We start from the raw sequence: 14,294 nt of genomic DNA, 5'->3' as shown, positions 1-14,294 counted from the left end.
CCCGGCGCGCCGTTGATGGTCTTGGGCATGATCCACGTCCCGCTCCGCGCCGAGATGTGAACCGAGGCGGCGCCCGCCGCGGCGATCTCGCAGGCCAGCTCGCAGCCGGTGTTGCCGATGCCGACGACGACGACGTGCTTGCCGCGGGTGTCGAACGGCGTCGTCGGATCGCGATAGTGCTGGGCGTGCAGGACGCGCCCGTCGAACGCGCCTTCCCACTGCGGCAGCCGGGCGTCCCAGTAGCTGCCGCTGGCGGCCACCAGGGCGTCGAAGGTCTCGGTGCGCGTCTCGCCGTCCGCCGTGGCCAGCGACACCTCCCACCCGCCGCCGTCGCGCGGGGTGGCGCGGGTCACGGTGGTGGCGGTGTGGATCGCGCCGCGGACGTCGAAGGCGTCGACGTAGGACTCCAGCCAGGCGCGAACCTGTTCATGGCCCGGAAACGCCGGCCATTCGGCGGGCATCTCGAAGTCGCTGAAGCGGCTCATCCGCTTGGTGGTGTTGGTGCGCAGCGAGCGATAGGCCGCCGAGCGCCCGTTGGGATTGTCGATCACCCAGTGGCCGCCGACGACGGGCGACATCTCGAAGCCCGTCGCGTCCAGCCCGGCGCCGCGGAGGGTCTTGATGGCCGCGAGGCCCGAGGGGCCCGCGCCGACGACGCAGACACGCTTTGCCACTCGCCCGCTCCCGACCTTCCACCGTCGCGGATCGTGCCTTAATTGCGAATGATTTGCAATATCATAGTCGCGCGCAACACCGGCGGCATTCGCCGGGATCGGCGGGATTCGGTATTCAAGGGCGCATGCGGACGCGCGCCCCTCATGCCTGACCTGATCGCCGACCTGACCGCGCTGGGCGGCGCCGGGATCGCGGTGACCGAGCTGGGCCGCGACGCGCCGCCGGTGGCGCCGACGCCCGGCGTGGTGCAGGTGGGCGTGTGGCGCACGGGCCCGCTTCCGGGCGGGGGGCTGGAGCCGTTCGACATCCTGCTGACCCAGGGGCCCGGCGCGCCGGGGCCCTGGGTCGGGCTGCCCGCGGCGAAGCTGGACGGCGCGGTCGCCGACCTCGAGGCGGCGGTCGCGGCGCAGCCGGTGGCCGCGGCGGTCTGCGCGCAGGTGCTGCGGATATCGCCCTCCGTGTCGCTGGACGAGGCGCTGGCGCTGGAGTCGACGGCCTACTCGATGCTGCTGGCGTCGCAGGGCTTCCGGTCCTGGCGGGCGGCGAACCCGCCACGCGCGCGGGCCGACGCCGGGGCGCGGGTGGCGATGGACGTGGGCCGGGCGATCGCGATCCGGCTGACGCGCGGCGAGCGGCGCAACGCCTTCGACGCCCGGATGCGCGACGAACTCGCGGAAGCCCTGGCCTTCGCGCTCGATCATCCCGATGCGCCGCCGGTGATCCTGAGCGGCGACGGGCCCTGCTTCAGCGCCGGCGGCGACCTCGACGAGTTCGGGACGGCCGGGGACGTCGGCCTGGCGCACCTGATCCGCACCCTGCGCTCGCCCGCCCGGCTGGCGGCGGCGCTGGGGCCGCGGCTGACGGCTCGGCTGCACGGCGCGTGCGTGGGCGCGGGCATCGAGGTTCCGGCGGCGGCGGGCCGCGTGGCAGCCGACCCCGGCGCGCACTTCCGGCTGCCGGAGGTGTCGATGGGGCTGATCCCCGGCGCCGGCGGCACGGCGACGATCCCGCGGCGGATCGGGCGGCGGCGCGCCTGCTGGATGGCGATCTCGGGCGCCGACGTCGACCTCGCCACCGCGCTCGACTGGGGCCTCGTGGACGAGGTGGCGGCGTGAGGGACTTCGACGCCGTGCTGGCCTCGCTGTCGGCCCGGATCGCCCGGCTGAGCGCCAGGCTCGGCGCGCGGGTCGACGTGGCGGCCATGGAGATCACCGCGCGGACGGGGCTGCTGCCCCTCGACCCGCCGACGCGCATCTCGCCCAACCGTGCCTGCCGCATGGTGCGCGCCGCCGACGGCTGGATCGCGGTCAACCTGGCGCGCGAGGAGGACCGCGACCTCGTGCCCGCGTGGCTGGAAGGCGCGTGGGGCGAACCGGCGTGGGACCAGGTCGAGCGGCTCGCGCCGACCCGCACCGTCGCCCGCCTGCGGGAGGACGGCGTCCGGCTGGGCCTGCCGGTGGGGGCCGTGGGCGAGGTCTCGGCCGCGCGGCCCCAGGCCGGGACCCAGGCCTACTGGCCCGGCCGGTCGCGGTCGGGGCCGCCGACGGTGATCGACCTCTCGGCGCTGTGGGCGGGGCCGATGTGCGGCGCGATCCTGGCGGCGGCCGGTTGCGAGGTGACCAAGGTCGAGAGCCTGGCGAGGCCCGATCCGACGCGGACCTCGACGCCGGAGTTCCACCGGCGGCTCAACGGCGCCAAGCGCGAACGGACGGTCGATCTCGCCGATCCGGCCGGGCGCGCGGCGCTGCGCGAGGCGGTGCTGGCGGCCGACGTGGTGATCACCGGCGCGCGGCCCCGCGCCTTCGCCGCGCTCGGCTTCGAGCCGCGGGAGATCACCGAGGGCGGCGCGGTCTGGGTGGCGATCACCGGCCATGGCTGGGCCGCAGGCCACCGGGTCGCGTTCGGCGACGACGCGGCGGCGGCGGGCGGCCTGGTCCGCTGGACCGAGGCCGGCGAGCCGCAGTTCCTGGGCGACGCTCTGGCGGACCCGGTCACCGGGCTGGCGGCGTCGGTCGGAGCGCTGGAGGCGCTGACGGGCGGCGGCGCCGTGCGCGTCGACGCCGGCCTCGCGCCCTGCGCCGCCGGCGCAGCGGGCCTGATGGGCCTGGCGCGCGCGGCATGACGCTCACGATCCGCAACGTCGAGGTGGAGGGTCGCGCCGGGTTGGACGTGCGGATCGCAGATGGCCGGATCGCCCAGATCGGGCGGCGGCTGGCGGCCTGCGCGGACGAGATCGACGGGCGGGGCGGGGCGCTGATCCCGGGGCTCTGCGACCACCACATCCATCTGTTCGGCCTCGCCGCGCGCGCGGATTCGGTGACGCTGGAAGGCGTGGCGACCGCCAGCCGGTTCGCGGCGCGGATCGCGGCGGCGACGGCGGCGAAGCCCGCGGGCGCCTGGGTGCGCGTGCTGGGCTACCACGAGACGATGGCGGGCGAGCTGACCCGCGAGGCGCTCGACCGGCTGGCGCCGCGGCATCGGCTGCGGGTGCAGCATCAGACCGGATCGCTGTGGGTGCTGAACAGCCTGGCGCTGGCGGCGCTAGGCGAGGGCGACGATCCGCCCGGCCTGGAGCGCGCCACCGGCCGCATCTGGCGGGGCGATGCGTGGCTGCGCACGCGCATCGGCGCCGCGCCGCCGCCGCTCCGGCCGGTCGGGGCGCGTCTTGCGCGCTATGGGGTGACGGCGCTGACCGACGCCAGCGTGACCACCGATGCGGACGCCGCGGGAAGGCTGGCCCAGGCGCACCGGGCCGGCGCGCTGCCGCAGCGGCTGACGCTGATGAGCGGCGGGCCGCTCGACGCCCCGCCCGACGGGGCCTTCGCCGTCGGGCCGGTGAAGGTGCTGCTGGACGACCACGCACTGATCGACCTGGACGACTTCGCCGGACGGATCGCGGGGGCGCGTGCGCAGGGGCGCAGGGTGGCCGTGCATTGCGTCACGGCCGCGGAGCTGGCGCTGAGCCTGGCGGCGTTCGGCCTCGCGGGCGCCGGGCCAGGCGACCGGATCGAGCACGGCGGCGTCATCCCGCCGGACGCCATCGGCGAACTCCGGGCCCTGGGCCTGACGGTGGTGACACAGTCGGCCTTCATCCATGAGCGGGGCGACCGCTACGCCGCGGGCGTCGCCGCCGAGGACCTGCCCGACCTCTACCGCTGCGCCAGCCTGCTGGCGGCGGGCGTGCCCGTGGCCGGCAGCTCGGACGCGCCCTACGCGACGCCCGATCCGTGGCTGGGGATCGCCGCGGCCGTGGAGCGCCGGAGCGCCGGCGGCCTCGCGATCGGCGTGGGCGAGGCGGTGGACGCAGCGACCGCGCTGGACCTCTACCTCGACGACCCGGCCGCGCCGGGGCGGGCGCGGCGGCGGGTGGCCGCGGGCGAACCGGCCGACCTCTGCCTTCTGGATGCTCCGCTGCGCGAGGTGCTGGCGACGCCGTCGAGCGAGCGCGTCGCGGCGACCCTGATCGCCGGGCGGCCCGTCTAGCCTGGCCTAGCGCTTCAGGAACAGCCCCTGGCCGGTCGGCAGGCCGAGGATCTGCAGGCCGCGCGCGGCGAACCACGCCGTCTCGGCGTCGTACTGGGCCCGCGCCGTCGACCAGCAGAAGTCGTCGAAGAGGATGATGCCGCCGGGCGAGACCCGGTCGAACAGCTTCTCGAGGGCGGCGATCTCGGCGGGGGCGTTGTTCATGTCGACGTGCATGAAGGCGATCTGGCCGGGCGCGCCCTCCTCCAGGATCTCGGGCACCCGGCCCTTGATGACCTTGATGTTCGGCGCGTGGGCGAAGCGGTCGCGGACCTCCTCGTAGCTGAAGGTGCCCTGGTAGAGGCTCTTGTTGGCGTTCTCCCAGCCCTTGGCCTGCTGGTCGTCCGGGATGCCGTCGAAGGTGTCGTAGAGCCACCAGGTCTTCGGCCAGTCGGAGAAGCCCACGTACTCCGAGCAGAAGAGCGTGGTGTGGCCCTTGAAGACGCCCAGCTCGACGAAGTCGCCGGGAACATTGCGGCACTCGCGCACGGCCCACAGCGCCACGAACAGGTTCCAGTGCCAGTTGGCGATGGGGAGCAGGGCCGAGTGCTTCTCGGCCAGCTCCAGGAAGCGGTGGTCGTCCTGGAACGGCAGTGTCTTCAGCCAGGTGGCCATGCCGTCGGCGACGAAGGGATCGGCGTTGGAGAAGCCCGAGGACTCGATCGCCTTCAGGATGTTGACGAGCAGCGGCGTGCGGCGCGTGCGGACCGAGGCCAGGCCGATGCGCGTGTGGATCCGCTGGCGCTCGGCGGGCGGCGCCTCGCGCAGCGCCCGCTGGTAGACCGCCTTGGCCAGTTGCAGGTCGCCGCCTTCGAGCAAGCCGTCGCCCATCATCAGGAGCTGGGCGGTGGTCACGTCGTTGAAGGTGAGGCTGGCCACGCGGGACTCCGGGTCGTGGGGGTGCGGGCTCCTTAGGGCGTCGCGCGGCGGCGACGCAAGCGCCACGGCCGCGAGCGCGAGCGAGTCGTTAGGAGATCGTCAAGGTCTCTGAAGAGGTTGGGAGAATGAGATATCTCGATCAGGCCTCCAAGGAGATCAAAATTCTCCGATCGGGCGTCCGGTCGACGTCATGCGGCAAAGACATTCCTCCTGCGCACGCCATGCTTGTCGCTTGACCTTCGAGACGCGCAGGGGCGGCATGTTCAAGGCCTTCACGCATCACCCCGGAACGGTGGGCGAGACCTACTTCGAGCACCTGGGCTCTGCCTGGGGCTTCGCCTCGACGATGTTCGTGGCCGCGACGGCCTGCCTGCTGCACGGGCTCTTTCCGTTTGCGTTCCAGAGCTCGGGCAGCCGCCGCATCCGCGATCTGCACGATCGCATGGTGACCCACCGCACGGCGGCGAAGGCCCTGCGCAAGCCGTTGCCGAAGTGGGTTCCGGGCCTGGCGCTCGCGACGGTGCTGACCCTCGCCGCGACGCTCGTGGCGAAGATGTTCGACGCGCCCGTGGCGCCGTTCGCCCTGGTCGCGGGCTTCCTCGTGGCCGCGCCGCTGGCCGGCAAGCTCGACCTCGCGCCCGGCATGAAGGTGGCCGAGCGGCCGCTGCTGCGGGCCGGCATCGCGCTGCTGGGCCTGCGCATCGCCCTGGGCGACATCGCCGGGCTCGGCGTCGAGACGCTGATGCTGGTGCTGGGGTGCGTGGCGCTCACGCTGGCGCTGGGCTCGGGCATCGGGCGGCTGTTCGGGCTGCCGCGCGGCTTCGCGATGCTGTCGGCCAGCGCCACGGCGATCTGCGGCGCCTCGGCGGCGATGGCCGTGGCGTCCGTGCTGCCGAAGAACGAGGAGTCCGAGCGCCAGACCGGCTACGTGGTGGCGGTCGTGGCCACGCTCTCGACGCTGGCGATGCTGGCCTATCCGGCGGTGGCGCACCTGGCGGGGCTGTCGCCCAACGCCGCGGCCGTGTTCCTCGGCGCCTCGATCCACGACGTGGCCCAGGTCGCGGGCGCCGGCTACTCGGTCTCGCCGCAGGTCGGCGATCTGGCGGTGACGGTGAAGCTGGTGCGGGTGTCGCTGCTGGCGCTGGTGGTGCTGGCCGTGGCGCTTTCGTTCGCCGGGTCCGCGCGCGAGGCCGGAACCAAGGGGCCGGGCCGCTCGGTCCTGCTGCCGGGCTTCGTGATCGCCTTCTTCGCCCTGGCCGCGGTGCGCACCCTGGGGATCGTGCCCGAGACGGTGCTGCCGGTCGCGACCTTCGCCTCGAACCTGCTGATCGGCGCGGGGGTGGTGGCGGTGGGCGCCAAGACCTCGATCGCGGGCCTGAAGAGCATGGGCTGGCGGCCGCTGGCGGCGCTGGCCTGCCAGACCGCGCTGCTCTGCGCCCTGGCCTTCGGCGCCGCGTCCCTCGTCAGCGCTTGACGTAGAGCCCCTGGCCGGTGGGGAGCGGCAGGACCATCTCGCCGCGCCGCTCGAACCACGACTTCTCCGCGTCGTACTGCGCCCGCGAGGTTCCCCAGGCGTAGTCGTCGAACAGGATCACCCCGCCCGGGACGACACGGTCGAACAGCAGGTCCAGCGCGGCGATCTCGGCCGAGGCGTTGTTCATGTCGACGTGCAGGAACGCGATCTGGCCTGGCGGGCGTTCGTGCAGGATCTCGGGCACGCGGCCCTGGATCACGTCGATGTTGGGGAAGCGGGCGAACCGCTCGCGCACCTCGGCGTAGAGGTTGGTCCCGTAGAGCTCGGCGTTGATCTTCGCCCAGCCCGGATCGAGCTGGTCTTCGGGGATCCCCTCGAAGGTGTCGTAGAGCCACCAGCGCTTGTCCCATTCGGCGAAGCGGACGTAGTCGGCGCAGAACACCGTGGTGTGGCCCTTGAAGACGCCCAGCTCGACGAGGTCGCCGGGCAGCGCGCGGGCGCGGGCGACGGCCCAGAGCGCGACGGTCAGGTTCCAGTGCCAGTTGCGCACGGGCAGGAGGTGGTCGTGCTGCTCCGAGAGCGCCATGAAGCGCGGGTCCTCGAGAAACGGCTGCGTCTTCAGCCAGACCGCCAGGCCGTCGCCGACGAACCAGTTGCGCGTGCCGATGCTCTCGACGGCCTCGGTGATGTCGTAGGTGGCCTTGAGGCGCCGGTCGGCCTTGATGGCGAGGCCCAGGCGCAGGCGGATCCGGTTGGCGAGTTCGGTGTCGGGACCCCGCTCCAGCGCCGCGCGGTAGAGCAGGGTGGCGTTGGCGGTGTCGCCGGCGCGGGCGAGGCCGTCGCCCATCACCACGAGCCGCGCGGGCGTCATCGCGGAAAGAATATCGTCGGCCATGGGGCTCCTGCGGGCGGCCGGCGCTTCATGGCCGTATCGCCCGGGCGTGGCAAGCACGCCCGGGCGGCGGGCTCAGATCGTCACCAGATGTCGACGCGCTCGGCGGGCGCGACATAGAGCTTGTCGGTCGGCTGGATGTTCCAGGCGTCGTACCAGCCGGGGATGTTCCGGATGGTGCCGTTCACGCGGTAGTAGGCCGGCGAGTGCGGGTCGGTGACCACCTGCTGGCGCAGGTACTCGTCGCGGGCCTTTTCGCGCCACACCTGCGCCCAGCCCAGGAACACGCGCTGGTCGCCCGTCAGGCCGTCGATGACCGGCGCCGGCCGGCCCTTCAGCGAGGCGTGGTAGGCGTCGAGCGCGAGCGACAGGCCGCCCATGTCGCCGATGTTCTCGCCCATGGTGAGGCCGCCCTGCACCTTGGCGCCGGGCAGCGGCTCGAAGGCCGAGTACTGGGCGCCCAGGCGGTCGGCCTGGATCTTGAACTTGCGGGCGTCCTCGGCCGTCCACCAGTCGCGCAGCGTGCCGTCGCCGTCGGACTTGCGGCCCTGGTCGTCGAAGCCGTGGCTGATCTCGTGGCCGATCACGCCGCCGATGCCGCCGTAGTTGATGGCGGGGTCCGCGTCGGGGTCGAAGAACGGCGGCTGCAGGATCGCGGCCGGGAAGACGATCTCGTTGTTCGGCGGGTTGTAGTAGGCGTTCACCGTCTGAGGGGTCATCCCCCACTCGGTCTTGTCGACCGGGCCGTTCAGGCGGTCGAGCTGGCGCTTCCACTGGAAGACGCCGGTGCGCTTGGCGTTGCCGTAGAGGTCGCCGGCCCTGAGATCGAGCTTCGCATAGTCGCGCCACGTGGCGGGGTAGCCGATCTTCACGCCGAACCTGTTGAGCTTCTCCAGCGCCCGGGTCTTGGTCTCGGGGCTCATCCAGGCCAGCTTCTCGATGCGGGCGTGCAGCGCGGTGCGGATGTCGACCACGAGCGCGTCCATCTTCACCTTGGCTTCCGGCGGGAAGTAGCGGGCGACGTAGACGCGGCCCAGCGACTCGCCGATCGAGCCGTCCATGAAGGCGGCGGCCCGCTTCCAGCGCGCCTGCTGCTCGGGCTGACCGGCCAGCTCCTTCAGGCGGAAGGCGTAGTTGGCGTCGACGAAGCGCTTGGAGAGGAAGGGGGCTGCGGTGTCGGCCAGGTGGAACGCCTGCCAGGCCTTGAGCGTGTCGAGCGAGGTCTCGTCGTAGATCTTCGCCACCTTGGGGAAGGCGGTGTTGGTGGTCACGACGATGCGGTTCGCCTGCGGCACGTCGCTGGCGGCCAGGTAGGTCTTCCAGTCGAAGCCCGGCGTGTAGGCGGCGAGCTCCGCCGGCGTCATCGGGTTGTAGGTCTTGTCGCGGTCGCGGCGCTCGATCCGGCTCCAGCTCGCCTCGGCCAGCCTGGTCTCGAAATCGACGACGGCCCTGGCGTTCTCGGCCGGCCGGTCCCAGCCGGCCATGGTCAGGAGTTGCTGGACGTACTCCTGGTACTTGGCCTTCTTCGCCGCGAAGCCGGGCTGCAGGTAGTAGTCGCGGTCGGGCAGGCCCAGGCCCGCGTTGCCGGTGTAGACCGCGTACTTCGTGGTGGTCTTCTGGTCGACCTGGATGCCCAGCGGGAAGATGCTGGTGAAGCCGGTGGTGTTGGCCCTGGCCATCAGGGCGGTGAACTGCGCCTTGGACGTCACCTTGCGGATCTGGGCCAGCTCGGGGGCCATCGGCCTGGCGTCCAGCTTCTCCGCCAGCGCCTCGTCCATGAAGGCCGCGTAGCCGGCGGCGATCTTGGCGGCGTCGGGGTCGTTCAGCCTGCCGGCCTTCGCGTCCTCGAGGATCGCGTGCATCCGGTTCTCGCTGAGTTCGCGCAGCTTGTTGAAGTTGCCGTAGCGCGTGCGGTCGGCCGGGATCTGGGTGCGCTCGTCCCACTTGCCGTTGGCGAACTTGAAGAAGTCGTCGCCCGGCCTCACCGAGCGGTCCATGCCCGACAGGTCGAAGCCCCAGGTCCCGTACTTCGGAGACGCCAGCGACGGCGTGTCGGGGGCGTCGGCGGCGCGGGCCGCGAGCGGGGCGGCGCCGGCCAGGAGCGTGAGGGCCGCTCCGGCAAGCAGGATTTTGCGCATTCCAGGAATCATCGGTCTTTTCTCGATCTCGTTGCGCCGCTTCCGGGGCCGGAAGCGGGAAGGCGCGCAAGAAACGAGGAAAATCCGTGCCGCGCAATGGCTGCGCGACGAGCGGCGGTCGGGCCGGCTATCCGCCGGCGGCGCGCCGCGGCGGGCGCTCGCCTTTCTCCGCCGGCGGCTCGGAGCCCAGCAGGCGCCTGTAGGTGCCGCGGATGACGCCGTAGCACTCGCAGGTGAACTGCTGCAGGGCCTGGCGGTCCACCACGTCCACGACGCCGCGGCGATAGCGGATCATGCCCTTCTCCTGGAGCGAGCGGGCGACCGCAGTGACGGTGGTCCGCTGGACGCCCAGCATGTCGGCCAGGAACTCCTGGGTGAGCGCGATGGTGTCGGTCGAGATGCGGTCGTGGCAGGTCAGCAGCCAGCGGCAGAACCGCTCCTCCACCGAATGCAGGGCGTTGCACGCGACCGACTGGATCGCGTGGCCGTAGAGCGCCTCGGTGTGGCGGTCGACGAGGTCGCGCAGCGCCGGGCTCCTCTCCCACGCCTCGTGCAGGCGCTCGGCGCCGATGCGGGCGGCGCGCAGCGGCGTCTGGACGATGGCGCGGCTCAGCGACTGGCGCGGCGCCACCGCGGCCATCAGCCCCAGCGCGCCCTCGGGGCCGATGGTCGTGGACTCGATCGCCGCGCCGTTCTCCATCAGGGTCATCAGCGAGATCACCCCGTCGTGCGGGAAGAAGACGTGCTCGATCGGATCGCCCGGATCGTAGAGCAGCCGCCCGCGCTCGAGCTCCACGGGGACGAGTTGGGGGGCGAACAGCGCCAGGTCGGCCGGAGGCAGAGCTTCGAGCAGGCTGTTCTGCAAAGCGGGGACGGGCCTCTGCATCGGGGACTTGAAACGCCGCTGTACGGCTTCGGTTTCAAGTTATCGACGCGCGCGGCACAAGACTGTCGAGTACTCGACTCTGATGGCGGCCCGCTGGTGAATTGCCGTCAAATCGACCGCGCGCCGATCATCAGAGCAGGTCCGCATGAGCTTCACCGATTGTCGGATAGTCGACGCAACTATAGCTGCGTGACCCCGCCGACGCCGAATCAGCACGCATCGACTTTTGCTGACCCGGCGCCGTGGATGTTCGCCCGCGCCCCGCGCGCGTGGCCTCCGCCTCAGTGGAAGTTGAGGTCGCGCCGCTCGCCGACGTCGGGGATCGTCCCGGCGGCGTTCGCCTTGGCCACCTCGAACGCGTACTTCAGCAGCCCGCCCTCGGTGATCCACACCGCCGCCTCCGTCACGTCGAGCCGCAACAGGGTGAGCGACGGGTCGTCCTTGCCGTCCGGATACCAGGCCGCGACGTGGGCGTTCCAGTACCTGTCGATGCGGCCGCGGTCGTGGTCCAGGCTCAGGCGGCCGTCGATGCAGGCCTGCAGCTTGCGGTCCACGAAGACGAAGGCCGCCTCGCCGCCGGCGCCGATCGCCTGGGCCAGGTCGGTGTCGTTCTTGGTGAAGAACCACAGCGCGTGGGTGTCGCGCTCGACGAAGGCGGTCATGGGCTGGAAATGATGCCGGTCGCCGGCGAGCCCCAGCATGCCGGTGTTGTTGTGCTCGATGGCGCTCCAGAGGCGGTCCTGGACGTCGTTGTAGCTCAGGGTCATGTCGTTCTCCGGTCGTGGGTGCAGCCCCAACCGGCGCGACCCGCGCCCTGTTCCGGACCCGGCGCGAAAGCCCCGTCCCGCCCGTCCCCGCCGACGCCCGCTCAGGGCCTGCGGTAGACGACCCTGCCGTCGACGACCGTGAGCGTGGCGTGGCCCTTGGGGATCTCGGCCTCGGGGGCGGTCATCAGGTCGACGGAGAACGCCGAGAGGTCGGCGCGCTTGCCCACCTCGATCGTGCCCAGCTCCTTTTCGGCGAAGCGCGCGTAGGCGGCGGCCGAGGTGAACAGGGCCAGGGCCTCGGCGCGGCTGAGCTTCTGTTCCGGGCGCCAGTTCGGCGCGGAGAAGCCGGCGAGGTCCTTGCGCGCCACCGCCGCGTAGAACTCGATCAGCGGGTCGCCGCGCTCGACCGGGGCGTCCGAGCCGCCGACGACCGTGACGCCGGCCTTGCGCATGCCCTCCCAGGCATAGGCGCCGGCCAGGCGCGCGTCGCCCAGGCGGGCCGGCGCGAAGTGCAGGTCGCCGATGGCGTGGCTGGGCTGCATCGAGGCGATCGCGCCGAGGTCCGCGAAGCGCGCGATGTCGGCCGGCCGCACGATCTGCGCGTGCTCGATGCGCCAGCGCAGGTCCTTCGCCCCCAGGCCGGCGTAGAGGTCCAGCACGTCGGCGTTGCCGCGGTCGCCGATGGCGTGGGTGGCGACCTGGATGCCGGCGGCCTTGGCCTTCTCCATCGCCGCGCGCATCTGCGCTTCCGGCGTGCGGACCAGGCCGGTGGTGGCCGGGGCGTCCGCGTAGGGCTCGAACAGCGCCGCGCCGCGCGAGCCGAGTGCGCCGTCCTCGTAGAGCTTGATCGCGCGGGTGGTGATGCGCCCGCCGCGGGTGGCGCGCGGTCCGCCGGCGAACAGGGGGCCGGCCTGTTCGACGTCGACGGCGTTGTAGACGCGCAGCGGCGCCTTGCCCTCGGCGTCGAGCGCCTCCAGCAGGCCGACGTCGGCCCAGGCCACGCTCATGGAATGCACGCCGGTCCAGCCGTAGGCAGCCTCGACCCGGAACGCCGCGTCGAAGGCCGCGCGGCGGTCGGCCTCGGTGGGCGCGCGCTGGAGCGTCGCGACCAGTTCCATGGCGTTGTCGACCAGCATGCCGGTGAGGCGGCCGGCGGCGTCCTTCTGGATCGCGCCGCCGGGGGGCGCGGCGGTGGTCTCGTCGATGCCGGCGGCCCTCAGCGCGGCCGAGTTGGCGACCAGGGCGTGGCCGTCGGCGCGCACCAGCAGCACCGGCTGGTCGGGGGCGACGGGGTCGATGTCGGACCGTTCGAGGAAGCGGCCTTCGGGCCAGCCGGTCTCGATCCAGCCGCGGCCCCAGACCGGACCGGCCGGCCGGCGCGCGGCGAGGTAGGCCTTCACGCGCGCGGCGGCCTCGGCGGCCGACTTCGCGCCTTCGAGGTTCAGGGACAGCTCGCGCTCGCCGATGCCGCGCAGGTGGGCGTGGCCGTCGGTGAAGCCCGGGTAGAGCGCGGCGCCCGCGAGGTCGATCCGCCGGGTCCCCGGCTTCAGCTTCACCTTCGCGCCGTCGTCGCCGACGTAGGCGATGCGGCCGTCCTGCACGACGACCATCCCGGCGGACGGCCGGCCGGGGACGCCGGTGTAGATCGGCCCGCCTGCGATCACGAGGTCCTGCGCGAGCGCCGGGGCGGCGATCAGGACGATGGCGGCGGCGGGCGCAAGGGCGGGCGCGAGTCTCATGCCGGCAGGCTAGCGATTTTCGCTGGGCGGGCCAGCGGCGGCGCCGCGGGGCCGGGTCAGTGCGAGCCTTCGCCGCCCACGATGTGGTCGTAGACGGCCTTGGCGGTGCCCGCGATCGTGCTGGCCGCCGTGTGCAGGGCGGCGTTGCCCACGTAGGTCTCGGCCTCCTCCGCGAGCTTGGCCAGCTCCTCGGCGACGGCGGCGAGCTTGAGATAGACGTCCCGGTCGGTCATGGGGGCCACCTTTCGGCCGCTTCGCTGAAGCATGCCAGCGCGCCGTGTGCTAGGCCCTGGGGAATGTTCCGTCTGTCCGAGCGTTTTCCGGTCCTGGCCCGCCTTTCGCCCGCCATGCCCTGGGTCTGGACCGCGGTGATGGTCGCCGTCGCCTTCGCCGTGCGCGCGCCGATGCAGGGGATGCTGGGCGGCGGCCTCGCCTATTCGGCCTTCTACCCGGCGGTGATCCTGTCGGCCTATGCCTTCGGCCGCGCGCCCTCGATCGCCGCGGCGACGGTCTCGGCCGCGCTGGGCTTCTGGTGCTTCGTCGAGCCGACCTACGCGTGGAAGTTCACGCCGAACGTGCTGACGGCCTTCCTGTTCTTCGCGCTGACCTGCGCGGTCGTGATCACCATCGTCACCGGCGCCACCGGCGCGCTGCGCGAGCTGTCGCGGGAACTCGGCCGCTCGAAGGCGGTGGCCGACAACCATGCCGCCCTGTTCCGCGAACTGAACGAGCGCATGAGCCACCAGATGCGCCTGGTCGCCGGCGTGCTGGCGTTGCAGGCCAAGGGCGAGCCCGAGCCGCAGGTGGCCGACAGCCTGCGCCGCGCCATGGAGCGCTCGGTGCTGATCTCCCGCGTCCACCGCGAACTCGGCGGGCGCGGCGACGAACGGGTGGACTTCGACGCCTTCGCCGCGGCGCTGGCGCGCGCCATCTGCGCCGAACGCGACCAGCCGGCCGAACGCATCGAGGTGGAGCCCTCGGGCCTGAAGCTCAGTCTGGAGGAGACCACGTCGCTCAGCGTGGCCCTCGCCGAGTGCCTGGGCGCCCTGCTGGACGCCAGGGCGCCGGGGCGGATGCGCGTCCGCTTCGACGCCAGGGCGCGGCAGGCCGAGGTGGCCATCTCGGGCGTGGACGAGGGCGCGGAGGGCGCGCTCGTCTCGGTCAGCAACGGCTATCTCCTGCGCGCGATGACCGAACAGCTCGGCGCGGCGCTCACGCTGCGGACCGACGCGGCCGGCTCGGCGCTGGTGCTGTCGATGCCCCGCGGCGGCGGGGCGGCCGGCGACGCCGCGGCCGCCACGCTCCACTGACGCCGGGGCCGT

The 14,294-nt window shown here is 72.8% G+C and carries 13 protein-coding genes; 5 read left to right on the top strand and 8 right to left on the bottom strand.

Features of this window, described 5'->3' with window-relative positions; genetic code table 11:
- Positions 1–674, bottom strand: a 674-nt coding sequence (locus tag JNL41_RS13905; protein WP_293475866.1) for an FAD-dependent oxidoreductase, incomplete at its 3' end; no start/stop codon positions are given.
- 144 nt (positions 675–818) lie between these two features.
- On the opposite strand from JNL41_RS13905, the gene JNL41_RS13900 reads away from it, so the two are divergent.
- From JNL41_RS13900 to JNL41_RS13890, 3 genes are read left to right on the top strand one after another with little or no spacing between them, the layout of a single operon-like run.
- Positions 819–1,790, top strand: coding sequence for an enoyl-CoA hydratase/isomerase family protein (locus tag JNL41_RS13900; RefSeq protein ID WP_293475864.1), 972 nt, complete (start codon positions 819–821; stop codon positions 1,788–1,790).
- A complete protein-coding gene (locus JNL41_RS13895; RefSeq protein WP_293475863.1) occupies positions 1,787–2,797 on the top strand; it encodes a CoA transferase in 1,011 nt (336 codons plus the stop codon). Before JNL41_RS13900 ends, JNL41_RS13895 begins: the two co-directional genes overlap by 4 nt.
- Complete coding sequence (locus JNL41_RS13890) at positions 2,794–4,158, top strand: amidohydrolase family protein (protein ID WP_293475862.1); 1,365 nt, start codon at positions 2,794–2,796, stop codon at positions 4,156–4,158. The genes JNL41_RS13895 and JNL41_RS13890 overlap by 4 nt, the downstream gene beginning before the upstream one ends.
- A 6-nt stretch (positions 4,159–4,164) precedes the next feature.
- Here the strand turns inward: JNL41_RS13890 and JNL41_RS13885 are convergent, their stop codons facing one another.
- The gene (locus JNL41_RS13885; protein ID WP_293475861.1) at positions 4,165–5,076 is read right to left on the bottom strand and encodes a TylF/MycF/NovP-related O-methyltransferase; all 912 of its coding nucleotides are present in this window, start codon (positions 5,074–5,076) and stop codon (positions 4,165–4,167) included.
- Between the two features lie 232 nt (positions 5,077–5,308).
- Here JNL41_RS13885 and JNL41_RS13880 point away from each other — a divergent pair, with 232 nt between their 5' ends.
- Positions 5,309–6,550, top strand: a complete 1,242-nt coding sequence (locus tag JNL41_RS13880) for a putative sulfate exporter family transporter (protein WP_293475859.1) — start codon at positions 5,309–5,311, stop codon at positions 6,548–6,550.
- Here the strand turns inward: JNL41_RS13880 and JNL41_RS13875 are convergent.
- The 6 genes from JNL41_RS13875 to JNL41_RS13850 all read right to left on the bottom strand — a co-directional run bounded on the left by JNL41_RS13875 (position 6,540) and on the right by JNL41_RS13850 (position 13,205).
- Positions 6,540–7,445 (bottom strand): TylF/MycF/NovP-related O-methyltransferase, encoded by a 906-nt coding sequence (locus tag JNL41_RS13875; RefSeq protein WP_293475858.1) that lies wholly within the window; start codon positions 7,443–7,445, stop codon positions 6,540–6,542. The genes JNL41_RS13880 and JNL41_RS13875 overlap by 11 nt on opposite strands.
- An 80-nt stretch (positions 7,446–7,525) precedes the next feature.
- Positions 7,526–9,580: a M13-type metalloendopeptidase gene (locus tag JNL41_RS13870; protein ID WP_293475856.1), complete on the bottom strand. Its 2,055-nt coding sequence runs from the start codon at positions 9,578–9,580 to the stop codon at positions 7,526–7,528.
- A gap of 127 nt (positions 9,581–9,707) precedes the next feature.
- On the bottom strand, positions 9,708–10,466 hold the full coding sequence (locus tag JNL41_RS13865) for a Crp/Fnr family transcriptional regulator (protein ID WP_293475854.1): 759 nt from the start codon (positions 10,464–10,466) through the stop codon (positions 9,708–9,710).
- 281 nt (positions 10,467–10,747) lie between these two features.
- The gene (locus JNL41_RS13860; protein ID WP_293475853.1) at positions 10,748–11,233 is read right to left on the bottom strand and encodes a pyridoxamine 5'-phosphate oxidase family protein; all 486 of its coding nucleotides are present in this window, start codon (positions 11,231–11,233) and stop codon (positions 10,748–10,750) included.
- 101 nt (positions 11,234–11,334) lie between these two features.
- Positions 11,335–12,972 (bottom strand): amidohydrolase, encoded by a 1,638-nt coding sequence (locus JNL41_RS13855; protein ID WP_293475852.1) that lies wholly within the window; start codon positions 12,970–12,972, stop codon positions 11,335–11,337.
- A 56-nt stretch (positions 12,973–13,028) separates the two neighbouring features.
- On the bottom strand, positions 13,029–13,205 hold the full coding sequence (locus tag JNL41_RS13850; protein ID WP_293475850.1) for a hypothetical protein: 177 nt from the start codon (positions 13,203–13,205) through the stop codon (positions 13,029–13,031).
- A 63-nt stretch (positions 13,206–13,268) separates the two neighbouring features.
- Between JNL41_RS13850 and JNL41_RS13845 the strand changes: the two genes are divergently transcribed.
- Entirely contained in the window at positions 13,269–14,282 is a 1,014-nt protein-coding gene (locus JNL41_RS13845) for a DUF4118 domain-containing protein (RefSeq protein WP_293475848.1), read from the top strand.
- Positions 14,283–14,294: the final 12 nt, after the last annotated feature.

This window comes from Phenylobacterium sp. (assembly GCF_016793285.1).
Lineage (GTDB): Bacteria > Pseudomonadota > Alphaproteobacteria > Caulobacterales > Caulobacteraceae > Phenylobacterium.
This window is presented reverse-complemented; position numbering and strand designations above follow the sequence as displayed.